The sequence below is a fragment of the Cribrihabitans pelagius genome, assembly GCF_048820915.1.
In the GTDB taxonomy this organism is placed as follows: Bacteria; Pseudomonadota; Alphaproteobacteria; order Rhodobacterales; family Rhodobacteraceae; genus Cribrihabitans_A; species Cribrihabitans_A pelagius.
Window position 1 is genome coordinate 57,481 of sequence record NZ_JBMERR010000006.1, and the last position, 20,419, is coordinate 77,899.

At 65.5% G+C, this 20,419-nt stretch carries 24 protein-coding genes and 1 pseudogene; 20 read left to right on the forward strand and 5 right to left on the reverse strand.

What is annotated here, in order from left to right; translation table 11 throughout:
* Window positions 1–61: 61 nt before the first annotated feature.
* Together ACOHX0_RS06935 and ACOHX0_RS06940 are read left to right on the forward strand one after the other, a co-directional pair.
* The gene (locus ACOHX0_RS06935) at window positions 62–757 is read left to right on the forward strand and encodes a GntR family transcriptional regulator (RefSeq protein ID WP_420675956.1); all 696 of its coding nucleotides are present in this window, start codon (window positions 62–64) and stop codon (window positions 755–757) included.
* On the forward strand, window positions 750–1,037 hold the full coding sequence (locus ACOHX0_RS06940) for a DUF1330 domain-containing protein (RefSeq protein WP_420675957.1): 288 nt from the start codon (window positions 750–752) through the stop codon (window positions 1,035–1,037). Before ACOHX0_RS06935 ends, ACOHX0_RS06940 begins: the two co-directional genes overlap by 8 nt.
* Before the next feature lie 136 nt (window positions 1,038–1,173).
* Here the strand turns inward: ACOHX0_RS06940 and ACOHX0_RS06945 are convergent.
* Window positions 1,174–2,286, reverse strand: a pseudogene (locus ACOHX0_RS06945) (IS3 family transposase).
* A gap of 345 nt (window positions 2,287–2,631) precedes the next feature.
* Here ACOHX0_RS06945 and ACOHX0_RS06950 point away from each other — a divergent pair.
* Window positions 2,632–2,835, forward strand: a complete 204-nt coding sequence (locus ACOHX0_RS06950; protein WP_420675958.1) for a hypothetical protein — start codon at window positions 2,632–2,634, stop codon at window positions 2,833–2,835.
* Window positions 2,836–3,097: 262 nt separating this feature from the next.
* On the opposite strand, the gene ACOHX0_RS06955 is transcribed toward ACOHX0_RS06950, so the two are convergent.
* The 3 genes from ACOHX0_RS06955 to ACOHX0_RS06965 form a co-directional block, all read right to left on the reverse strand.
* Window positions 3,098–3,400, reverse strand: coding sequence for a hypothetical protein (locus tag ACOHX0_RS06955; RefSeq protein WP_420675959.1), 303 nt, complete (start codon window positions 3,398–3,400; stop codon window positions 3,098–3,100).
* Between the two features lie 68 nt (window positions 3,401–3,468).
* Window positions 3,469–3,948, reverse strand: coding sequence for a VOC family protein (locus ACOHX0_RS06960; protein WP_420675960.1), 480 nt, complete (start codon window positions 3,946–3,948; stop codon window positions 3,469–3,471).
* Window positions 3,949–4,298: 350 nt separating this feature from the next.
* Complete coding sequence (locus tag ACOHX0_RS06965; RefSeq protein WP_420675961.1) at window positions 4,299–5,030, reverse strand: DUF1428 domain-containing protein; 732 nt, start codon at window positions 5,028–5,030, stop codon at window positions 4,299–4,301.
* An 89-nt stretch (window positions 5,031–5,119) separates the two neighbouring features.
* Here ACOHX0_RS06965 and ACOHX0_RS06970 point away from each other — a divergent pair, with 89 nt between their 5' ends.
* From ACOHX0_RS06970 to ACOHX0_RS06980, 3 genes are all read left to right on the forward strand, one after another.
* On the forward strand, window positions 5,120–5,785 hold the full coding sequence (locus ACOHX0_RS06970; protein ID WP_420675962.1) for a winged helix-turn-helix transcriptional regulator: 666 nt from the start codon (window positions 5,120–5,122) through the stop codon (window positions 5,783–5,785).
* Window positions 5,786–6,030: 245 nt separating this feature from the next.
* A complete protein-coding gene (locus ACOHX0_RS06975) occupies window positions 6,031–6,201 on the forward strand; it encodes a hypothetical protein (RefSeq protein WP_420675963.1) in 171 nt (56 codons plus the stop codon).
* A gap of 120 nt (window positions 6,202–6,321) precedes the next feature.
* A complete protein-coding gene (locus ACOHX0_RS06980) occupies window positions 6,322–6,975 on the forward strand; it encodes an ATP-binding cassette domain-containing protein (RefSeq protein WP_420676096.1) in 654 nt (217 codons plus the stop codon).
* An 85-nt stretch (window positions 6,976–7,060) separates the two neighbouring features.
* Here ACOHX0_RS06980 and ACOHX0_RS06985 read toward each other — a convergent pair whose 3' ends face one another.
* Window positions 7,061–7,603 (reverse strand): winged helix DNA-binding protein, encoded by a 543-nt coding sequence (locus tag ACOHX0_RS06985; protein ID WP_420675964.1) that lies wholly within the window; start codon window positions 7,601–7,603, stop codon window positions 7,061–7,063.
* Window positions 7,604–7,916: 313 nt separating this feature from the next.
* On the opposite strand from ACOHX0_RS06985, the gene ACOHX0_RS06990 reads away from it, so the two are divergent.
* The 14 genes from ACOHX0_RS06990 to ACOHX0_RS07055 all read left to right on the forward strand — a co-directional run bounded on the left by ACOHX0_RS06990 (window position 7,917) and on the right by ACOHX0_RS07055 (window position 20,419).
* Window positions 7,917–8,465, forward strand: a complete 549-nt coding sequence (locus ACOHX0_RS06990) for a CHAP domain-containing protein (protein ID WP_420675965.1) — start codon at window positions 7,917–7,919, stop codon at window positions 8,463–8,465.
* 255 nt (window positions 8,466–8,720) lie between these two features.
* Entirely contained in the window at window positions 8,721–9,629 is a 909-nt protein-coding gene (locus tag ACOHX0_RS06995) for a LysR family transcriptional regulator (protein ID WP_420675966.1), read from the forward strand.
* Window positions 9,630–9,816: 187 nt separating this feature from the next.
* Window positions 9,817–10,503, forward strand: a complete 687-nt coding sequence (locus ACOHX0_RS07000; protein ID WP_420675967.1) for a glutathione S-transferase family protein — start codon at window positions 9,817–9,819, stop codon at window positions 10,501–10,503.
* A 342-nt stretch (window positions 10,504–10,845) separates the two neighbouring features.
* Window positions 10,846–11,460, forward strand: coding sequence for a prephenate dehydratase (locus ACOHX0_RS07005; RefSeq protein WP_420675968.1), 615 nt, complete (start codon window positions 10,846–10,848; stop codon window positions 11,458–11,460).
* Between the two features lie 27 nt (window positions 11,461–11,487).
* Window positions 11,488–11,904 (forward strand): acyl-CoA thioesterase, encoded by a 417-nt coding sequence (locus ACOHX0_RS07010; RefSeq protein ID WP_420675969.1) that lies wholly within the window; start codon window positions 11,488–11,490, stop codon window positions 11,902–11,904.
* 36 nt (window positions 11,905–11,940) lie between these two features.
* Window positions 11,941–13,140 (forward strand): acyl-CoA dehydrogenase family protein, encoded by a 1,200-nt coding sequence (locus tag ACOHX0_RS07015; RefSeq protein WP_420675970.1) that lies wholly within the window; start codon window positions 11,941–11,943, stop codon window positions 13,138–13,140.
* A 71-nt stretch (window positions 13,141–13,211) separates the two neighbouring features.
* A complete protein-coding gene (locus ACOHX0_RS07020) occupies window positions 13,212–13,757 on the forward strand; it encodes a hypothetical protein (protein ID WP_420675971.1) in 546 nt (181 codons plus the stop codon).
* Window positions 13,754–14,425, forward strand: a complete 672-nt coding sequence (locus ACOHX0_RS07025) for a M23 family metallopeptidase (protein WP_420675972.1) — start codon at window positions 13,754–13,756, stop codon at window positions 14,423–14,425. The genes ACOHX0_RS07020 and ACOHX0_RS07025 overlap by 4 nt, the downstream gene beginning before the upstream one ends.
* A gap of 81 nt (window positions 14,426–14,506) precedes the next feature.
* Window positions 14,507–15,082 (forward strand): gamma-glutamylcyclotransferase, encoded by a 576-nt coding sequence (locus ACOHX0_RS07030; RefSeq protein WP_420675973.1) that lies wholly within the window; start codon window positions 14,507–14,509, stop codon window positions 15,080–15,082.
* 209 nt (window positions 15,083–15,291) lie between these two features.
* Window positions 15,292–16,740, forward strand: a complete 1,449-nt coding sequence (locus tag ACOHX0_RS07035) for an SLC13 family permease (RefSeq protein WP_420675974.1) — start codon at window positions 15,292–15,294, stop codon at window positions 16,738–16,740.
* Window positions 16,741–16,847: 107 nt separating this feature from the next.
* Complete coding sequence (locus ACOHX0_RS07040; RefSeq protein ID WP_420675975.1) at window positions 16,848–18,149, forward strand: vanadium-dependent haloperoxidase; 1,302 nt, start codon at window positions 16,848–16,850, stop codon at window positions 18,147–18,149.
* 80 nt (window positions 18,150–18,229) lie between these two features.
* Window positions 18,230–19,279: a hypothetical protein gene (locus tag ACOHX0_RS07045; RefSeq protein ID WP_420675976.1), complete on the forward strand. Its 1,050-nt coding sequence runs from the start codon at window positions 18,230–18,232 to the stop codon at window positions 19,277–19,279.
* 2 nt (window positions 19,280–19,281) lie between these two features.
* Window positions 19,282–19,764: a hypothetical protein gene (locus ACOHX0_RS07050; RefSeq protein ID WP_420675977.1), complete on the forward strand. Its 483-nt coding sequence runs from the start codon at window positions 19,282–19,284 to the stop codon at window positions 19,762–19,764.
* A 130-nt stretch (window positions 19,765–19,894) separates the two neighbouring features.
* Window positions 19,895–20,419 (forward strand): DUF2938 family protein, encoded by a 525-nt coding sequence (locus ACOHX0_RS07055; RefSeq protein ID WP_420675978.1) that lies wholly within the window; start codon window positions 19,895–19,897, stop codon window positions 20,417–20,419.

Here is a 20,419-nt window from a genome sequence, read left to right on the forward strand (position 1 = left end):
CATCATACAGTATGTCAATGCCGACTTGTGCCGCCCCGCCCCGGCTGTTATCGGAGAGACTATGAACCGTCCCGTGATGAACAAAATCGAACAGCCGCCGCAGACCCTGCGCGGTATCGTTCAGGACCGGATGCGCGAAGCGATCTTCTCGGGTCAGTTTGCGCCGGGCGAACGGCTGGTTGAGCGCACCTTGTGCGATCAGCTGGGCGTCAGCCGCACCGTGATCCGCGAAACCATCCGCTATCTTGAGGCCGAGGGGCTGGTCGAGATCCTGCCCGGCAAGGGACCGATCGTGGCGCAGCTCAGCTGGGAGGATGCCCGGCAGATCTATGATATCCGCCGGATGCTGGAGACCGCCGCTGCGACCGCTTGCGCCCGGAATATGACCCCGGAACTGGCGGCCGCTCTGCGGGACGCGTTACAGGCATTGCAGGACGCCGTTTCGGCAGGCGTCCCAGGACCGATGCTGCGCGCCACCACCGAGTTTTACCGGATCATCTTCGATGGCGCCGGCCACAATGTCGCCTGGGAAATCACCCAGCGCCTCAACGCCCGTATCAGCCGCCTGCGCACAGTCACCCTGTCAACCGAAAAACGCCTGATACCCGGTCCCGCTCACATGCAGGACATTTGCCAGGCCATCGTTTCGGCAGACGAAGCAGCCGCAAGAGCAGCAGTCGAATCCCACCTGGCGGAAGCGTCGGCAATTGCAGAGCGGGCCCTCACGCAAGAAGTCGCGGAGATCCGCAATGGTTAAAGCCTACTGGATCGCTAACGTAACGGTCACCGATCCCAGCCGCTACCAAGGGTATCAGGCTGCAGCCCCTGCCGCATTTGCGGAATTCGGTGCACGTTTCCTGGCAAGAGGGGAGGCGGACACTCTTGAAGGCCGCCCCTGGCAGCGCCGGGTGATCATCGAATTCGACAGCCTGGAGCAAGCCCGCGCGTGCTATGACTCCCCGGCCTACCGCGCAGCCCGGGCCGAACGGGCCGGAGCTTGCGATGCCGACATCGCCATTATTGAAGGCTTGGGTTGAGCGCGTCACTTCAGGACGTTTGAGTGCCTTCCCGAAAACCGGACACTGACGCAGGCTGCGAATTGCTGCCGGCCTTCGGCTGAGGCGGCCCCCATTGTCCAGACAGATTTGCGGCGCAGCTAAGCTAGCCTTTTGATCATGCTGCCGCTTTGAGGTCAGGGCCCTGATGGGCCTCGACCGGTGTTCCGCCGCCGAGCGCCGAATGCGGCCGCCCGGTGGTGTAAAAGCCGAACCATCGTCCGATCCCCGCGCGGGCTGCTGACCCGGATTCGAAAGCATTCAGATAGACGCACTCGTATTTCAAGGACCGCCGTAGCCGTTCGATCAAAAGGTTGTCCATCCAGCGCCCTCGGCCATCCATCGACCCCTTGACCGTTGCATCCAGCAGGATCTGCGTGAAGCGTGGGCTTGTAAATTGGCTGCCTTGGCCGGTGTGGAATATCTCGGGCCGTCCTTGGTTCCGGAGGGCGTCTTCCAGCGCTTCGATACAGAACCCGGCGTCCGTCCGGCATGGTCCTCGGACCGATGGCAGCCTCATGCCGAACTGTTCGACAGGCGCCAGAACAGAACCCGGCGCGCGGCCCTGCCCATGATAGCCACGAGATAGAGGAATGAGCCATTGGGGCGTCATTGGTTCAAGCCCAATGGCGAATGCGCCGCGTCGGAATGCAGGTAATGTCTGCGCTCCAGACTTGGGTCGGGCGGTCGATCACCATGTTCCTGAGCAGATACGGATACTTCCGATGCTCCGGGTGAGGCACCGTGGTACGCGGACGCTGGCAGACAGCGCGCAATCCCATCCTGACCATCAGGCGCCGGAGACGCTTGCGCCCGGCACAATAACCTTGGTTGCGCAGGTGCCGGGCCATACCACGCAGGCCGGCTGATGCCGTTCAGCGCGCACTGCCGGGCAATCGACAGCGCCGGGTGCCGCGGGTCGATCATCTTTCGCCGCCGGGCCACGCTCACCGACCGGAGGCTTTCCCTGAAAATCGGGTTCCGCCGCAAGCTGTCCGATCTCCGCATGCAGCTTCTCGATCTCGCCGTCCTTCCCGGCAGCCTTCGCCTCGGCCTTGCCCGAGAAGATTCCGGACATGCCCCCGAGCGCCTGTTTCTTCCAGGTGTTGGTAACCGTTTAATGCACGCCGTGTTTCGCCACCAGCTCGGCAATTGTCATCTCGCCCCGGATGCCCTCAAGGGCCACCTCCGCCTTGAACTCGGCACTGTAATTCATCCGTTTTCCAGCCACGATGTTCTTCCTCGTCTTCTTTGCCGACAAGCTTAGCAGGGTGTCTGATTTCCGGGGACCACCGCACTCGGTAAACTGCACCAGCTTGACGGACGTGACCCAGTTCGGTGCGCGCACAGTATGGGGCAGATTGGTCTCGAACCGGGATTTTGCCACATGCGTCGAGACCGGCCAGTCCACGATAGTCTGGCCATCGTTGCGCTGGTCATGAATTCACGCGGCGCGGGGTCTTGCAGTCTTTCGCTGTGCGGTCCGTCTCTCACTAAAGTGAATGTGTAACACATTGAAAAATGTTGATTTTAATTTACTGTTGATATCGAAAGGGAAACCAAAAGGAGCAAAAATATGTCAGGTAAGACCTTGATTATTGTCCTTGTAGCCAGCGGCGGCCTTGCGGCATGCGGCAAGACCACGGGCGAGCAGGTCATTTACGGCGCAGGCGCCGGCGCCGCAGGATCAGCGTTGCTGGACGGCAACGTCGTGACTGGTGCAGCGGTTGGTGCGGCGGCCAATGTCATTTATTGCAAGGAAAACCCGTACAAGTGCTGACCGGCTTGCCTTGCTCCTTCACGATACGGGCACTGGTGATGTGACCGTTCTCCTATGCGGATCGTTGCAGACCCGCCTTGGCACACCGATGCCGCGGGAGAGCGGTCACATCATCAAAGCCATCGCCAGATCATCGACGGCAGTTGGGGCTGATTCAGAATGGTCATATGCGCAGTGCCGGGCGGAACTGCCAGCCGCGCGTCCGGATTGGTCCTTGCCATATACAGGGCGTACTCCGGCAGAATGAAGTTCTCGTCCCCGTTCACGACCAGCACAGGCACAGCGATTTCCGTGGCCGGCTCTTCCGGCCAGCCCAATCCGAGGTGAGGGAAGCGGTCAGATTTTGAGTGGTCTCCGGCGCGATTGCCGCCCGGTCCTGAACCAGCTCGCGGACCACTATGCCAAAGCTCTGCTCGAGGCTCATCATGCCGCCATGCAGCATCAGAATCGGCACCTCACCCGAGCCCAGATCACAATGCACCTCGCAATAGACCTCATGGCCATACGCGCGGGCAGCTCCGGCCTGCACCAAGGGTGCCAGCAGCAGCAAAGCTGCCGCGCCCAAGGCAGAGGGCTCTTCACCGCTTGAAGCTCCTGAAACGGTGCGGCCGTGGCGGCTGTCCCTTCGGCGGGTCAGCCACGGCGGGCCGCCTCGATCGCGGCAACGTCGATCTTCTTCATTTCCATCATCGCTTCGAACGCGCGCTTCGCTTCGCCGCCGCCTGCGGCATGCGCCTCCATCAGGACCCGCGGCGTAATTTGCCAGGAGATGCCCCATTTGTCCCTGCACCATCCGCAGGCGCTTTCCGCCCCGCCGTTGCCGACAATGGCGTCCCAGTAACGGTCGGTCTCTTCCTGATCCTCGGTCAAGACCTGGAACGAGAAGGCTTCGCTATGCGTGAACGCAGGCCCGCCGTTCAAGCCCAGACAAGGGATGCCCAGAACCGTAAATTCGACCATAAGCACGTCCCCCGCCTTGCCGGACGGGAAATCACTGGGTGCGTGATGCACGGCTGTTACCGCGGTTTCGGGAAAGGTCCCGGCATAGAAGCGGGCGGCATCCTCGGCATCGCTCCCGTACCAGAGGCAGACCGTATTCTTAACCATGGTCATTCTTTATCCTCCCTGAGAACAATTTCCGGAGTGCCGGGGGCCGGAGACTGCCGAGGCCCGGATTGGTGAATGTCCCGAATCCGGCTGGACCGATAAACCTGACTGTGCCCGGTTCCGTCAGGCCGGGCGTCAGGCCTGGTCCGCAGCGGCGCGCGGCAACGGCCGCCTGCCAATGAACCATATGGTCCGCCATCGCCTTTCCGAACGCGGGCCGGCCGGTAGTCCGCTCCACACAGGAAGTGAGGGCCGGGCAGCCTTCCAGGGCACCTTCGTCCTCCGGCAGCCGCCGCACGCGCATGCCGCGTGCGAGACCGCGGACAATTCGGGCAGTCAGCCGAGGGTGACGCGTATCAGGACCCTGATGCCGCCCCCGAATCGAACAGCGGCTCGAAGCCCGCCCACATCATCCGCATGCCGTCAAAGGGCATTGCGGACATGTCCATATTGCCCATCTCCGCCTCCATCGCCTTGGCCGCGGCGTCGCAGGTGGCGCGGTCAGGCCAGGCAGACCAGCTGAACACGGGCACTTCGCCCTCTTCGGCCTTGGCTGCGCGGTAGAAATCGGTCTTTTTGCCGTGCGGCACGTCCTCGCCCCAAGTCTCAATCAGCCCGAGCGCACCGCCCTTTTCGAACATCTTCCAGCCCTCGTCCGCCATCTCCATATAGGCCGCCTTGGCCTTCTCCGGCACCGCCAGCAGGAAGCCCTGGTAATATTGCCCGCCGGTGTGATCGCCCTGCTCGAAGACCGGTGAAAAACCGCCAAAGATCATGCGGCTGCCGTCAAAGGGCATTTCCGGCAGCGCCTTCATCGCGGAATCGCTTTCCATTTTCTTCCACGCGGCATCCGCCGCGGCCCTGTCAGGCCAGGCGATCCACGAGAACACGATGGCTTCATCATCCTGCGCGTTCACGGCACCGTAGAAATCAGTGACCTTTCCCTTGGGCACATCAACACCCCAGGTCTCGACCATGCGGGTCGCGCCATAGCTTTCAAACAGCTTCCACGCGGCCGCCGCATGTTCCGCATATCTCTTCTTGTTCGCAGTCGGGACCGCTGCAACCGAGCCGGTGTAGTAGGTCATTTTAAATTTCCTTCTACTGAGGAGCGAATCCCGCTCCCGCGCCAATCGTGTCAATTGCAGTAGCAAAAAACAACTGATAGTATGAGTTAATGACTAAACAGGGCAGATCCCCGCGTATCCGCTATGACGAAGGCTGTCTGGCAGCGCATGCATTGAACCTGATCGGCGACCGCTGGTCGCTGCTTGTCGTGCGCGAGCTGATGTTCGCCCCAAAGCGGTTTCAGATGATCCGCAAGGGGCTGCCGGGCATCACTGCCAGCGTGCTCTCGGGGCGGCTGGAGCAGCTGACGGCGGCGCGTGTGGTGGCTCATGAGGGACGGCTTGGAATTTACGCGCTGACCGACACGGGCCGCGGGCTGCTGCCGGTGCTGGAGGCGCTGTGCCGCTGGGCCCTGACGATGCCGGGCCATGATCCCTCCCGCTTCATCAGCCCCTCGGCACTATTAATCTCGATGGGGGTGGGCTTGGTGCGGGACCGGGCCGACGGGCACGAGGCAGTGGCCGGCTTCGATTTCGGCAGCGAAACCTTTGAGATACGGCTGTCAGACGGCCGACTGCAAACCACAGCGGTCGCCTCGCCAAAGGCTCAGTTCGGGCTGTCAGGCACCGGCAACGCGCTGGCGGCAGCGGTCTACGGCGCCGCCCCTCTGCCGCAGCTGGTCTCCCAAGGCGTGGTCCGCGCCGAGGGCGACATCGCCGCCGCCCAGGGTTTTCTGGATTTCTTCAGATTGGAGGCGCAAGAGTCACCGGCCTGATGCAGGGGTTGATCCGACTCCAGGAAATCGCTGACGGCCGCCGCAACATCAAGTTGCTTTTTCGGCGGCATCGCGTTTACGTTTACCCCCACCAACGGCATCTTAAAGGCCATGACGAGTGTGGATACCCTCTGTTGGGCAAGCGTTATCTTCAATGTTTCGGCAGGGCTTCGATCGGACGTGTGTCGGGCCTCTGAACATGGCTTCGATGACGCCACGGGCCGGTATGCTGTTCGGAAGGCTGGGTGCCGGCTTCCGGCGCCGAGAGCTGGCGGGGCTGCATCCTGCCGGTGATCGTGCTGAGCGGCTACGCGATCCCCAGGCTGATGCGCAGCACCCGCTCCGGCGTGATCGGCGTGCCCGCGGGCGGCTGCATCCCCGCCGCCCGCGCCAAAGGGCTGCCGAAGCGGTGGTGATTTAGTGCCACGCGTTGCTGCCCTTGGTATTGCTGCCCTAGGTGTCTCTCTCGGCGGTGCAGCTGGGGCAGAATCCTTCCGGCTCCATCATGATCGAGAGGCGGCACGCCGCTGCAGCTGATCGCCGCCAGCGCGCTCAACCCCACACTCACAGTCAGCCGCCGGCGGACCGAGGGTGTGATGCGCAGCGAAGCCTTGAACCGGGCCGAGGCCGAAGGACGGGCGATCACCATGCTGGACCGCGCCGGCCAATCCAATCCGGAGGCGCGGCTGGGGAGGTACCCGTATGCCTTCTCCGGCGGCCAGCGCCAGCGCACCATGATCGGTATCGCGCTGATCCTGCAGCCACGGGTTCTGATCCGCAACGAGCCCGCCTCGGCGCTGGATGTGCCGGTGCCAGCGCAGATCATCCAACTGCTGTTGGAGCTGAAGCGCGGGCGTCTGCTGACCATAGTCTTTGTCAGCCGCAACCTCCCAGTGGTGGAGCATGTCGTCGGCCGGATGGCAGTGATGCACCTGGGCGCGAAGAGTGGAGGAGGCAGAGACCGGCCGGGTCTTCACCGCGCCGCAACACGCGGCAGTCTCCGCCGCTCGCCGATTGTGTCGCGAAGCGCGCTCCCTGGCGCGTTGGTGCCAAGCCGACTGGAGCGCCGCCGCACCTGTGACCGCATCCCGATCCCGCAGTATCCGGCGAAGACGCACCCCGGCGCTCATTGTGCGAATCCCGGCATGGGGCAAGACGGTGTGAACGAGTTTCAAGCCCTGCGCGGCTGACGCCTCCCGCAGGGCGGCTCACCGGCCGCCCAAGTCCCCGCCGCAACCGGAGCAGCACCCTCGCGCCGGGTAAGGCCCGCCGCCGCTACAGCGACGCCGCCGAGCGGGACGCTTGATCGTACAGACCAGAAATGCTGCGCAGCACCCGCGCCACGTGGCGGATCTCGTGATAATCGCGGTCGGTCGCCTCGGCCGATTCCAGGAGGCAAGTCTTGCGGATATCGCGGTAGGCAGCGCACACCTCCTTGCCGCGCTCCGAAGTGGAATAGAACATCTCCTTGCCGACCTTGCGGCTTTCCACCAGTTCGGCCTTGGCCAGCTTCTTCAGCGAGTAGTTCACCGTGTGAGTGTCTTCGATGTTGAGCATGAAGGCGATGTCACTCAGCCGTTTTTCCTTGCTGCGGTGGTTCACGTTGTGCAGCACCAGAATATCGAGCGGATTGAAGTCCTTGTATCCCACCGCTTTCATGCAATGCATCATCCAGCGCGAAAATGCGTTGTAAGTCATCGTCATTGCATATTCGAGCTCGCTGAACTGCCAGCCGGTGTCACTTCCGGCGAGATGGTCCGAGGAAACAATCGGTGTGCCCGAAAGCGCGGGCCGCTCGTCCTTGGGGGTCTTGGTCATGGCGTCCGTCCTGTCTGTTGCGGGGGTGGCCTCCTGGCCGGTGATATCAGGAAAACCACGGAGCAACCACGCCGAAATGCCGGCGTAACGCTGACGTAAACATGACTTAAATCGCCAGAACAGCCCGGAAACTGTGGTTGAAACCGGAAAACCCGAAGGCCTGCGGCAGAGTACAGGCAAATCTTCCGCGCAACTGGCGGTTTCTTGCCGGCCCGCAGCTCTGCGGCGACCCGGTTCCGCCAAGCGGCTCGCCAAAGCGGACCGTGTTCAGTATCCACTTGGTTAAAAAATTACCAACAGACCGAGGGACCACATGCCTGAAGCGCCCGTCCGCGTGCCGTTGCGCCTGTTGCCGCTGCTGGCGGCGGGCGGGATTTTTCTCACCGCTTGCAGCCCGCAGGCCGACAGCGTCAGCCGCCGCCAGCTTGACCCGGAGCGGGTGGCCTTTGCCGTCGCCGAGGCCAAGACCCTGCGCGCCCGCGGCCACCGGGTGTGGTGCGTGCCCTTTGCCCGCAACGCCAGCGGCATAAGCATCTACGGCAACGCCAAGACCTGGTGGCAGCAGGCCCATGACGGCTTTGCCAAACGGCAGGCGCCCACGGTCGGCGCGGTGATGGCCTTCCGCGCCACGCCGTCGCTGCCGCTCGGCCATGTCGCAGTAGTCTCGCGCGTGCTGGAGCCGCGCAAGATCCTGATCGACCACGCCAACTGGCACCGCAACCGGGTGTCGCTCGGGATGGCGGTGATCGACGTCTCCAAAGGCAACGACTGGTCCGCGGTGCGGGTGGAAAGCCACCCCGGCGCCTTTGGCCGCACCTACCCGGTGCGCGGTTTCATCTCGCCCGCCTCGCAGGACAGCTAGGACCGCACAGCCCGTTTTCCGCGCGAACCGCCCAGGGAACAGCCACTGGCCGGCGGACCTGTGCCAAAATCCCGCGGCACAAGGATAAGCCCTTGGAAATCCGCACCTTCCCAAATACAACCCTAAGATGAGGGGCGGGAGACCCTCGCAGCAACGCCCGCAGCCACAGCCTTCGCCATCGGCCGGGACGCTTGATTTTCAATCTGAGGACTGCCGCCGGACCGGCAAGGCTTCAGAATGTTCGAAGGGGTAAGGATGGACATTCAGCAACTCAAGACATTCGTGACCGTCGCGCGCGAAGGCAGCATCACGCGGGCCTCGGAGCTTCTGTTCCGCAGCCAGCCCGCCGTCAGCGCCCATATCAAATGCATGGAAGAAACCCTGGGCCTCACCCTGTTCCAGCGCACCCCCCGCGGCATGACAGTGACCGAAAACGGCCAGCGCCTGCTGAGCGAGGCGCGCCAGCTGCTGGACAAGCACCAGCGGTTTCTCGAGGAAGCCTCCCGTTTGCGCGGCTGCCTGGCGGGGCAGCTTTGCCTGGGGGCCGGGCGGCATTCGGGCACCGAAGTGGTGAGCAGCCTGCTGACCGCGATGTCGCGGCAATTTCCCGACGTGAAGGTGGAGCTGCAGAACCAAAGCTCCTCCGATGTGCTGGAGGGGATTCGCCGGGGCACAATCGACGCCGGGTTCTTCACCGAAACGGGCGAGGATCTGAGCGGTTTCTCGACGCTGGAAATCTCCAGCTTCTGCGTCTACCTGGCCGCGCCGGCAGGCCTGCTGCCCGCCGGGGAGGAGACCGACTGGGCCGCGCTGGAGGATCTGCCCTGGATCTTCCCCGCCAGTTCCTCCTGCTGCGGGCGGCTGGCGCGGGAGCTCTTGGAGAGCCACGGGCTGAACCCCAGGCGCATCATCCATGTCGATGATGAAATGGTCACCCGCACGCTGATCGCCAGCGGTGCCGGCGTCGGCCTGGTACACAGCGGCAGGGACGCGGCCCAGACCGCTGACGGCGGCCTCGTGCTGCTGCGCGAACTGCGCCAGTCAGCCCGTGTGCTGTTTGCGCATCTCACCTGCCGCCAGCAGGATCCGGTGATTGCCGCGGTCCGCGCCATTCTTGCCGCGCGCCCGGGCGCCGGTGCGGCAGGCGCGGAACAGGCCGCCTGAGCCTCATTGCCTGCCCGAAGCGGGCCCGGTCCGGGGCGGCTGAAGGCCGGATGCACGGGGTGCGGCGCTGCCGCGCCCCGCCGTTTTCCGTAAAGCCGCCGTAAATGAGCATTTTCCTTTCAATACACCTATTGCAACATTCGGTAAATATTGCACCCTGACGTTATTTTTAGTCATGGAGAAATGGATGACCCGAATTCTCTACAGCCTCTGCGGCGCGGGCGGTGAACATTACTCGCCGCATGTTTGGAAAATAATCATGGCGCTGGAGCACAAGCAGCTTGATTACAGGCTGGAGCCGATCTCCTTTGCCTCCATTCGTGAAATCGAGGGCAGCCGTTTCACCAGCGTTCCGGTGCTGAACGACAATGGGACAGTGCTGGGGGACAGTTTCGAAATTGCCGGTTATCTGGAGCGGCAGTATTCCGCCGCCCCCAGTCTTTTCGAAGGCGGCGGCGCTGTTCGATTGTCGCGCTTCGTGGAAAGCTACTGCAAGACGATGCTGCACCCGCCGCTGTCAGCGGCAGCGGCGATGGACATGCACGGGCTGATGGGCGAGGCCGACCGCGCCTATTTCCGAAAGGCCCGGGAGCAGCGTTTCGGCAAGACCCTGGAAGAAGTGCACGAAGGCCGCGGCCGCGCCCTGGACAGTGTGCCCGGGCAACTGGCGCCGGTCCGCGATCTGCTGGCGGGGCAGGAGTGGCTGGGCGGTGATAAACCCTTGTTTGCAGACTATATCCTGTTCGGCACCCTGCAATGGTACCATGTCTGCTGCCCCGCGCCGCTGCTCGATGCGGCGGACCCGGTGCAGCATTGGTTCGAGCGCTGCCTGGATCTCTTCGGCGGCCGCGGCCGCGGCGCCCGGGCGGCCTGAGCGGAGCCTCCCGGCCCGCTCCCGCGGCCAGACCGCGCTGGAGGCACCGCAATGGCTGCGGTGCCTTTTCAGTTGCACCTGCCGGACAGCCCGCATTTGCAATGGGCCCCTTCACCGTTCCCGAGGGCAGCCATCAGGTTTTTTGAATTGTTAATAAACCCCCGCTCGGCTTCCATGATCCCCGAGACCCGGATTCGAAATCACCGGAGACCGGCCAAAAATCAAAACGCAAAATAGTCCGCAAACCGGCACTGCCTTTCAATTCGGCGGGGCACTCCGGCAGTTTCCATGCTCCCGAATTACCGTTTCTCTCTTTACGCCTCTTGGAGGGCCGAAAACCCCATGAATGCTCAAATTGAAACACCTGCCTATAGTGGCGAGATTCCATCCGGAGCAGAATATGAATGGGTGGAGCGCATTCACACTCTGGGCCCGTCCGGCACGAATTGCGAAAAGGCCGCTTTGGCCTGGGCCGGGCGCAAATGCCCGAATGCCGGAATCTGCCTGCACCGTTCGATGGAACAGGCGGCCAGCGCGGTGGCGGGGCGGCCGCGCTCGGTGCTGCTGAGCGTGGTCGCCTACCCGCAGCTGCATTCGATCATCTACGAGCACCTCGGCAATCTCCGCCTGATCGACGTCTTCATCATGAACACCGACAACATGGTGCTGGCGTCCTCGACCGGGGAGATGCCGGCGCTCTGCGCCACCCACCCCGCGCCGGAGAAGCTGCTGCCCCCGGCGATGCAGCGGATCTATGCCGCCAGCAACGTGCTGGCGGCGGCTGACTGCGCCGAAGGCCGCGCCGACGGCTGCATCACCACGCTCTGCGCGGCGAAGCGATACGGCCTTGCTATTCTGCGCAGCTTTGGCCCGGTGCCGATGGGCTTCACCATCCACGGCCCCTGCCGCCAGCCCGCCGCCGCCCGCGCCGCGCCCGCCCGGCAGCCCGCGCAATAACCTTTCCAGCCAACAGGAGTGAATTCCATGACCCAACGCGCTTTTGAGACGCCGATCGACATCCGCTACCGCGACACCGACTCCATGGGCCACGTCAGCAGCCCGGTCTATTACGACTACATGCAGTCGGCCTATCTCGAATACATGCACGGCCTGCTCGAGCTGCCAAAGTCGCAGAAGCTGCCGCATATCATGGTGAAGACCTCCTGCGATTACGTCTCTCAGGCGATGTACGGCGAGAGGCTGGTGGTGCTGAGCCGGGTCACCAAGTTCGGCGGCAAGAGCTTCGAGATGTCGCATGAAATGCGGCTCGGCGACGCCGGCGGGCGCATCGTGGCGCAGGCCGGCTCGGTGCATGTGATGTTCGACTACGGCAAACAGTCCACCTACCCGGTGCCGGACGCCTTCAAGGCCGCGGTCGCCGCCTTCCAGGAAGGTGCCTGAGGTGCCCGGAATGCAATTCACCGCAGAAGGAGCAGCATGATGGATCTGCAATGGAGCGGCCCGCAGGCGGCGATCCGGGCCGAGTATGCCTCGATCGCGAGCCGCATCGACCAAGACGAGCTGCGCCTGGGGCGGCGGGCCTTCGACCAGCGCACCTGGGACCAGCTGGCCAGCGCCGGGCTGTGGCAGATGATCGTGCCGGAGGAGTACGGCGGCCGCGGCACCGGCTGGTGGGATTTCACCGCGGCGCTGGAGGGGCTGGCTTCGGGCATCCGCACGCCGGGGCTGCTGCTGTCGGTGATCGCGCAGGCCGGTATGGTGCGGGCGCTGGACCTGTTCGGCAGCCCGGCGCAGAAGCACGATTACCTGGGCCGCATCCTGCGCGGCGAACTGAGCGCCACCGCCATCGCCGACCCCGACACCGGCACCGACGTGCGGGCGACCTCCTCGGTGCTGAGCCCCGGCCCGAACGAGACCTTCGTGCTGAACGGTGCCAAATACAACATCGCCCATGCGCCGGTGGCCAGCTTTACGCTGGTGGTCTGCAAACTGGCCGGGCATGACCGCGACGGCACCTCCTTGGTGCTGCTGGACGCCGGCAGCGAGGGGCTGCACACCGGGCCGCCGGACCGCAAGCTGGGCAACCTCGACCTTCCGACCGGACCGATGCATTTCGACAATGTGCCGCTGCACTACGGTAACCTGCTTGGCACCCCCGGCGAGGGCTTGCGCAACCTCGTGAGCTTCGTCTCTCTCGGCCGGCTGTACTATGGCCTGGCCGCGGCCTGGCTGGTGGAGCCGATGCTGGCGGCGGCGATGGACTACGCGCGCGAGCGGCAGACCTTCGGGGTGCCGGTGATCGAGCATCAATACGTGCAGAAGAAGCTCACCGACCTGCGGATCGCGGCGGAAACCGCGAAATGGACAGCCTATGGCGCGCTGCACCAGCTGCTGTCCGGCGCGCCCGAAGCGGCGATGTCCTGCTCCATCGCCAAGCTGGCCGGGGCGGAGGCGATCACCGAAGGCGCGGTGGACCTGCTCAAGCTCTATGGCAGCAGGGGTTATCACGAGGGCGAGGTGTCGACCTTCCTGCGCGACGCGCTGGCCTTCTGCAGCGTCGGCGGCACCGAGGAAATGCACCGCCGCAACATCATCGGCCAGATGACCCGGCTGCACGCCAGAAGCAAGCGCCAACCCGCGCCGGGATTGCGCAAGCGGGCGCTGGAAACCGCCTGAACGCGGGGCGCTGACACAGCCGCGCCAGGCGCCTGCCCGCGCGGCTGTTCCTTCAACAGAGAGTACCGGACATGAACTGCAATCATCTTTTCGCGGGTCTTGCGCTCGCGCTCCTGCCAGCCGCGCCCTGCCTCGCGGTCGACAGCCCCCAGCGGATGTTCACCCGCGTCGACTGGCCGGCCGCCGCCGAGGCCGCAGCGGAAGCCCAGGCGCAGGATGCAGCCACCCTCGCAGCCTTTGCTGCCACCAAGCCCCAGGGCCTGGCAGAGACCCGGCTGCCGGTGCTGATCCTTGGCGCCAAGGCCGGCGCCGCGGCGCCGCTTTTTGCCAGCCAGGGCACCGCCTATGCGGCCTATTACACGCTGGAGGGCGCGCAGGTCAGCGTGCTGGGCGCGCATTCGGTGCTGGACGCCGCGGGCGAATTGAAAGTGCACCATGAAACCGGCGCCTATGAGTCGACAGGCGACGGCGCGGACTACAGCCTCGCCCGTTTCGGCGCGTTCTACACGCTGCGGATCACCTGCGACCAGCCCACCAAGGACCCCCGCTGCATCGAGCCCGCGTATCTCACCTCGCTGGCGGACAGCCTGATCGCAGCAAAAGGAGCGGCAGAATGATCCGGACATATGTTTTGGCGGCGGCTCTGGTTCTGGGGCACGCGGCACAGGCGGACGAACACGCAAGGTTCCTGGAGCCTGGCGACCTGATCGCGAACACCGGCGCCGGCGTGACCAGTACCAGGGTGTTCTTCCCGGACATGCGCTTCCCGCTGGAAAGCGGCCCGGCCTATGCCAATTCCCATGCCTATGCGCCCGGCGGTTTCAAGGGCGGCGGCGGCAGCGAATGCGATCCGGTAAACTACTCCTACCCCTGGCGCGACAATTTCTGCGAGTTCCGCCGCGCCGACCTGCCGCTCTGCGCCTCTGGCGGCCACCAGGGCCAGGACATCCGTCCCGCAACATGCGAGGCCGGAATGCATTGGGCCGTCGCCGCGGAAGATGGCGTGGTGGCTCAGGTCGGCCGCTTTGCCGTCACCATCCAGTCGCCCGCGGGCACGCTCTACCGCTATGTGCATCTCGACATGGAGAGCCTGCAGGTGGAACCGATGGACCGCGTCTCCAAGGGCGGCCGTATCGGCAAGGTCTCCAACAGCTGGCTGTCGGAGCTGCCGGTGCATCTGCACTTCGACGTGAAGGACACGGTGCGCGCGGACGGCGATGTGAAGGCAATGTTCCTGCCGCCCTACACCAGCCTGGTGCAGGCCTATCAGGCCATCGAGCCCTGATCCCTGCCCGGCAGGCCGCCGGAGCGCCCTCCCCCGCGCATCGGCGGCCTGCATTTTCTGTCAATCGGAAGGAGCCTCTGCATGCCGGACCAACTGCCGGAACAACTGCCGGAACAACTTTGGGTCTTCGGGTACGGCTCGCTGATCTGGAACCCGGGTTTCGAGCCTGCCGAACAGGTGCCCGCGCGGCTGGACGGCTGGAAGCGCCGCTTCTGCCTGTGCTCGCTGCGCTACCGCGGCACCAGCGAACATCCGGGCCTGGTGCTGGCGCTGGACGAGGCGCCGGCGGAGGCCTGCCACGGGGTCGCACTGGCGGTCCCTCAGGGTCAGGAGGATGCCGTGCTGAAGGATCTGCGCGCGCGGGAGCTGTTCAATCCGGCCTACCGCGAGATCACCACCCGGCTCGCCTTGCGCGACGGGCGGGAGGTGGCAGCGATGACCTATGTGGTAAACCGCGAACACCCGCAGTATTGCGGCTTCGAGCGGGACGAACAGGCCCGGATCATCGCCACGGCCGAGGGCGAGAAGGGGCCGAACTGCGACTACCTCTGGAACACCGCCGCGCATCTGCGCAGCCTTGGCATTGCCGACCCCGACCTCGACTGGCTGTCGGACCGCGTGCGCTCTGTTCGCGCGGGAACCGGGCTCCCGGCCTGAGCCCCCGGCGCATGCCGCACTGGGCAGGAGACCTGCGCGCCGCCGGCAGCGCAGGCTCAATGGCCTTGCCCGCGGGGCTTTTTCCGCCCGCTGGCGGCCCCCCTCAAAAACCGTGAGCCCCCGGCTCCGATAAAACGATTGGATTTGGCGCCGCCTGCGCACCCATAAACCCTGAGACAGTTGCACTCAGCCGGGAAGTACAGGCCGCCATGACAGACCAGACCCAGACCAGCGCCCCGCCGCCGCCGCTCAACCCCTTCGCCGCCGCGCTGCGCAAATACGTGCGCAGCAGAACCTTCGCGGGGCTGGCCGGCTCCGCCATCGCCGCCGCCGCCGCCGGAGCGCTGGCCGCCGCCTACCTGCCGCCGGGCATGGCGCTGGCCGCAGCGCTTTCCGCTGGCTGCCTCGGGCTTTGGGCCAGCGCGGCGGTACCGGAGTACTGGACTGCCCTGGCCTTCTTCCTCGCCGCCGTTGCCACCGCCGCGGCCCCGGCCGAAGTGATTTTCTCGGGCTTTCATTCCTCCACCTTCTGGCTGCTGTTCAGCGGGCTGGTTCTGGGCGCGGCAATCAAGCACACGGGCCTGGACCAGCGTGCCGCGGTGCTTTTGACGCGGCTGCCGTTCAAGACCTACCCGATGCTGATCGCGGGCATCACTGGCTGCAGCATGGCGCTGGCTTTCCTCGTGCCCTCCTCGATCGGCCGCATCATGATCCTGATGCCGGTGATCTCGGCCCTGGCCGGGCGGCTTGGGTTTGCGCCCGGTGCCAAGGGGCGCACCGGAATGCTGACGGCGGCGGCCTTTGCCACCTTCGCGCCCGCCTTCACCATCCTGCCCGCCAATGCGCCGAACATGATCCTGGCCGGGATGAGCGAGACGCTCTACGGGCTGGAAATCTCCTATTGGACATATCTGAAGCTGCATTTCCCGGTACTCGGCCTGCTGAAATCGGCGCTGATCGCCGGGCTGGTGCTGGTGATGTTCCCCGACCGCCTGCCGCAAAGGGGCGTGGCGCGCCCCGAAGCGCCCGAGCCCGTAACCCTGCCGCAATGGCACCTGATGGCGATCCTCGGCCTGTGCCTGGCGCTCTGGCTGAGCGACCAGCTGCACGGCATCTCGCCCGCCTGGATCGGGCTGGCAGCGGCGCTGGCCTGCCTGTGGCCGCGCGCCGGGCTGACCGGGCGCGGGGCGATCAACACCGACCTCAGCTATGGCGCGCTGCTGTTTGTCGCGGGCATCATGGGGCTGGGCGCGGTGATTGCCTCGGCCGGGCTGGGGGAGGCGCTGGTCGCGGCTGCGGGCGGCTACGCCGGCTTCTCACCGGACGCGCCCCTCCGCAACCTCGCGGTGCTGACCGGCCTGTCGACGCTGGTCGCAATGGCCACCAACCTGCCTGGTGTGCCCGCGGTGATGACACCGCTGGGTGCCGACCTGGCCCAGGCCACCGGGCTGCCGCTTGAGACCGTGCTGATGACCCAGGTGCTCGCCTTCTCCAATGTCTTCCTGCCGTTCCAGGCGCCGCCCCTGGTGGCCGCGATCCAGGCCGGCGGCATTCCGGCCCGGGCAGTGATCCGGCTGTGCCTGGTGCTGTTTGCAGTAAGCCTTCTGGTGCTGGTGCCGCTGGATTTCCTGTGGTGGCACGTGCTCGGCGTACTCTGATCCGGCGGGGCGCAAGGAATCCTGAGGGGCGCCCTCGGCACTTCCGAATTGTGCGAACCCGGGATGCGTTTCTACCTATAGGTGTTTCTGACTTGCGAGGTAACACGATGACGGCACAAACTTCCTGGCTGCGGGGCATTGCCTGCAGCGCGGCGCTGGCCCTGGCGATGAGCGCGGGCGGCGCCAAGGCGGAACTGGCGGCAGAGTGGCAAGGCGCCGCGATGCAGCTGATCACACAGGCGAAATGGCCCGGGCCGCAGCGCCAGCGCGCGCTGGCGATCCTGCACACCGCGATGTTCGACGCAGCCAATGCGGCCGGCGGCAGCTACAAGGCCTATGCCTATGACGGCCCTCCCGGTCCTGCCGAAGCGCGCGGGACAGCGGTGACACAGGCCGCGCTCACCGTGATGCAGACCCTGATGCCGGAGCACACAGAGGCGCTGGAGAAAATCGCCGCCAGCCATCTGGAGGCCGCCCCCAGCCCGGAATTCCGTGAACAGGGCATCGCGCTTGGCAGCGCTGCCGCCGAAGCGGTACTTCAGGCGCGGCTGGAGGATGGCGCCGATTTCACCGCCGATTTCTTCCCGGCTGAGGCTGCGCCCGGTATCTACCAGCCGACCTCGGAACGGGCGATGGCCGCGCCCCGGATCCGCCATATGACGCCCTTTGTACTGTCCTCCGCCGATCATTTCCCGGTGCCGCCGCCGCCCGGCCTCGACAGCATGCAGTTCCAGCGCGATCTGGCCGAGGTGGCCGAGCTCGGCGATGCCGCCCGGGAGGCCTCAGACGACGTGATCACCATTGCCAAGCTGCACGCGGGCTCCGGCTCGGGCGCCTGGAACCAGATCGCGCGCGGCGGCAGCGCGCGCTGCGGGCTCGAACTCCTGGAAGAAGCCCGGCTGCTGGCGCTGCTGAACCTGGCGCTGACCGACGCCCTGGTGGCCGGTTTCAACGCCAAGTATGAATACGCCTTCTGGCGCCCGGAGACCGCGATGGCGGCGCTTGGAAAGGGGTTTGACCACCCCGATCTGGCCCCGGGCACGCGTTGGTCCTCACGCGTCCCGGCGCCGATGCATCCCGAATATCCCTGCCAGCACTGCACCAGCGGCAGCGCCGCGCAGGAGGTGATGGAGTCGGTTTTTGGAGACGGCGGCTTCAGCTTCACTTTCACCAATGGCAAGGGACTGGAGAAAGATTTCACCAGCTTCCGCCAGTTTGCCGAGGAGGAGGCAGAATCGCGGGTCCTGGGCGGCGTGCACTACCGCCGTTCCAACACCGTTGGCGACATGCTGGGCCATCAGATCGGCACCTATATCGTGCAGACCGCCCTGCAGCCGCAAAGCGGCGCCGGCACCGCCGAGTGCACGCCGGGTGAGCCGGGCGAAATTTCCTCCAAGCTCTCCTACTGATGCGCGTGCCATGCCGCCTGCACAAAGCGGGCGGCATGGATTGGCGCTTGCCAACTTTCCCTGAGCCCCGGGTGACCCCCGTGACACCGGATTGCCGATCCTTCCTGTTCACATGTGCCGCAGCCCTCTTCTGCGCCGCGCCAGCCGCCGCGCATGAGGCCTGGCTGCTGACTCCCCAGGAGGTCTACCAGTTATCCCTGGCCCCGGTGCCTGCCCTGTTTCTGGACCGGCGGGCGCTGGTGCTGGTGGCGGTGGCGTCGGCGCTGGCAGTCTTTGCAGCGCTGTTATTGGCCGAGCGCTTCCAGCCGCCGGCGGCGGAGCGCGTGTTTGCCCGCCTGCGCGCCGCGAGCCTGGATTTCGGCCCGCTTGCCCTGCGGCTGGGGCTGGGCTTCACCATCGGGCTCAACGCGCTCGGCGGTCTGCCGCGCCACGGAACCGGGCGCTGGAGCGAGCCGGCGCTCTTCGTGCCGGACATGCAGCTGTCACTCGCGCCCGGGTGGGAATGGCTGGCGCCTTGCGCCGTGATCGCCGCGGCCCTGCTGCTGTCCGGCCTCGCGGTGCGCGCCGCCGCCCTGGGGGTGATTATGCTTGCGCTCCTGGGCGCCTGCGCCTTCCCGACAGATTTTTTGCTGTACTACGCGCCGCATTTCGCAGCACCCGCGCTGCTGCTTTTGCACTATGGCGGCGGCCGCCTTAGCCTGGATGCACTGTTTGCAGCGCCGGAACAGGTGCACGGCGGGGCGGCGTCGGACGCCGTCTGGACCACGGCACAGGTGCTTGCGGGCTTCGGCTTTGCACTGATCGCGGTTTGCGTCAAGTTCCTCCAGCCCACCCTGCTGATCGCGATCCTTGACCACGGGGCTTTGAGTTTCTTTGGCCTGCCGCAGCCCTGGGCAGCGCTGATCATGATGAGCATTGAGCTTCTGGCCGGTGTCCTGCTGGCGATGGGACTGCTGCTGCGGCCCGTCGCCCTGTTCCTGATCGGCGCGTTCACCTTCTTTGCCATCGTTTTGAAGGAGTCGCCGCTCTTGCATGGCAACCTCTACGGGCTGTGCCTGTTTCTGGTCCTGCATGGCGGCCGCAGCCCCGGCCGGCGGCGCAACCGCCTGCGCCAGGCAGAGCGGGCCTGAGGATGCCGCCGCGCCGTCCCCTGCGGCACTCGGCAGCCGCCGCGCTGGCGGCCTGTTGCCCGCTGCTCGCGCTCGCTGCCTGGCTGCCGCAAGCGCAGGCACTGCGGGAGCTGCCGCGCCAGCTGTTCGTGACGCTGCCGGAGGGCGGCCCGGTACTGTCGCTGGCCGCGGTGCAATCGGCGGGCGGCGGCTGGCATCTGGAGATCGCCGCTCCGGGCTTCACCTTCAGCGGGCTTTGCGCCCTGTTCCCGGAGGGGACTCCCGCAGGGCATGCGCATGTCTACAAAGGCTCAGAGAAGATCGGAACCGCCTATCAGCCGCTCTTCCCGCTGGGCCCCCTGGCGCCCGGCCCCCACCGTTTCACGGTTTCGCTGCGCGCCAGCGACCACCGCGTGCTGGCCCGTCCGCAACGCCGCGGCGCCCTCTCGCGCAGCGTGACGATCACCGTTCCACCTGCCGGGCCGGGCTCACGCAACGGGCTCTGAACCCTCAGGAAAATCTTGGTTTTTCCTCAACTTATCGAATTGGCCAGCGCCGGCCGCCCTGCCCTAAGCTGAACCCGCACGCGCAGGGCTGCGCCCGCGCGGATCAATCCCCAAGCAAAGGAGCAAAACCTTGACACAGCGGATGGAATTGGCGGCACGGATCGTGCTGACGGGACTGGGAGCCACGCTTTTCATGGATGTCTGGGCAGTGGCAGCGGAGGGGCTGTTCAGTATTCCGCAAAGCAATTTCGCCATGGTGGGCCGTTGGCTCGGCCATATGCAGGAGGGCACCTTCGTGCACGAAAGCCTGCGCAAGGCGGCGCCGGTGGCAGGTGAAGCCGTGATCGGCTGGAGTGCGCATTACCTGACCGGCGTTCTGTTTGCCGCACTCTTCGTGGCCGCGGCGGGCAAGGAGCAGCTGCGCCGCCCAAGGCTGGCGCCGGCGCTGCTCATCGGCGTGGTGACCGTGGTGATCCCCTTCTTCGTGATGCAGCCCGCCACCGGCGCAGGCTTCATGGCGTCCAACAAGCCCGACCCGGATTTCGCCCGGCTGAAAAGCCTGATGTCGCATGTCTCCTTCGGGCTGGGTCTCTACCTCGCCGCCTGGGCACAAGCGCGGCTTGTGCGGCTGCGGCGCCAGCCCGCGGCGTTCTGA

Coding starts and splice junctions, on each gene's coding strand:
- ACOHX0_RS06935 (WP_420675956.1), top strand. CDS start 62: ATGAACCGTCCCGTGATGAACAAAATCGAACAGCCGCCGCAGACCCTG.
- ACOHX0_RS06940 (WP_420675957.1), top strand. CDS start 750: ATGGTTAAAGCCTACTGGATCGCTAACGTAACGGTCACCGATCCCAGC.
- ACOHX0_RS06950 (WP_420675958.1), top strand. CDS start 2,632: ATGTCAGGTAAGACCTTGATTATTGTCCTTGTAGCCAGCGGCGGCCTT.
- ACOHX0_RS06960 (WP_420675960.1), bottom strand. CDS start 3,948: ATGACCATGGTTAAGAATACGGTCTGCCTCTGGTACGGGAGCGATGCC.
- ACOHX0_RS06965 (WP_420675961.1), bottom strand. CDS start 5,030: ATGACCTACTACACCGGCTCGGTTGCAGCGGTCCCGACTGCGAACAAG.
- ACOHX0_RS06970 (WP_420675962.1), top strand. CDS start 5,120: ATGACTAAACAGGGCAGATCCCCGCGTATCCGCTATGACGAAGGCTGT.
- ACOHX0_RS06985 (WP_420675964.1), bottom strand. CDS start 7,603: ATGACCAAGACCCCCAAGGACGAGCGGCCCGCGCTTTCGGGCACACCG.
- ACOHX0_RS06990 (WP_420675965.1), top strand. CDS start 7,917: ATGCCTGAAGCGCCCGTCCGCGTGCCGTTGCGCCTGTTGCCGCTGCTG.
- ACOHX0_RS06995 (WP_420675966.1), top strand. CDS start 8,721: ATGGACATTCAGCAACTCAAGACATTCGTGACCGTCGCGCGCGAAGGC.
- ACOHX0_RS07000 (WP_420675967.1), top strand. CDS start 9,817: ATGACCCGAATTCTCTACAGCCTCTGCGGCGCGGGCGGTGAACATTAC.
- ACOHX0_RS07005 (WP_420675968.1), top strand. CDS start 10,846: ATGAATGCTCAAATTGAAACACCTGCCTATAGTGGCGAGATTCCATCC.
- ACOHX0_RS07010 (WP_420675969.1), top strand. CDS start 11,488: ATGACCCAACGCGCTTTTGAGACGCCGATCGACATCCGCTACCGCGAC.
- ACOHX0_RS07015 (WP_420675970.1), top strand. CDS start 11,941: ATGATGGATCTGCAATGGAGCGGCCCGCAGGCGGCGATCCGGGCCGAG.
- ACOHX0_RS07020 (WP_420675971.1), top strand. CDS start 13,212: ATGAACTGCAATCATCTTTTCGCGGGTCTTGCGCTCGCGCTCCTGCCA.
- ACOHX0_RS07025 (WP_420675972.1), top strand. CDS start 13,754: ATGATCCGGACATATGTTTTGGCGGCGGCTCTGGTTCTGGGGCACGCG.
- ACOHX0_RS07030 (WP_420675973.1), top strand. CDS start 14,507: ATGCCGGACCAACTGCCGGAACAACTGCCGGAACAACTTTGGGTCTTC.
- ACOHX0_RS07035 (WP_420675974.1), top strand. CDS start 15,292: ATGACAGACCAGACCCAGACCAGCGCCCCGCCGCCGCCGCTCAACCCC.
- ACOHX0_RS07040 (WP_420675975.1), top strand. CDS start 16,848: ATGACGGCACAAACTTCCTGGCTGCGGGGCATTGCCTGCAGCGCGGCG.
- ACOHX0_RS07050 (WP_420675977.1), top strand. CDS start 19,282: ATGCCGCCGCGCCGTCCCCTGCGGCACTCGGCAGCCGCCGCGCTGGCG.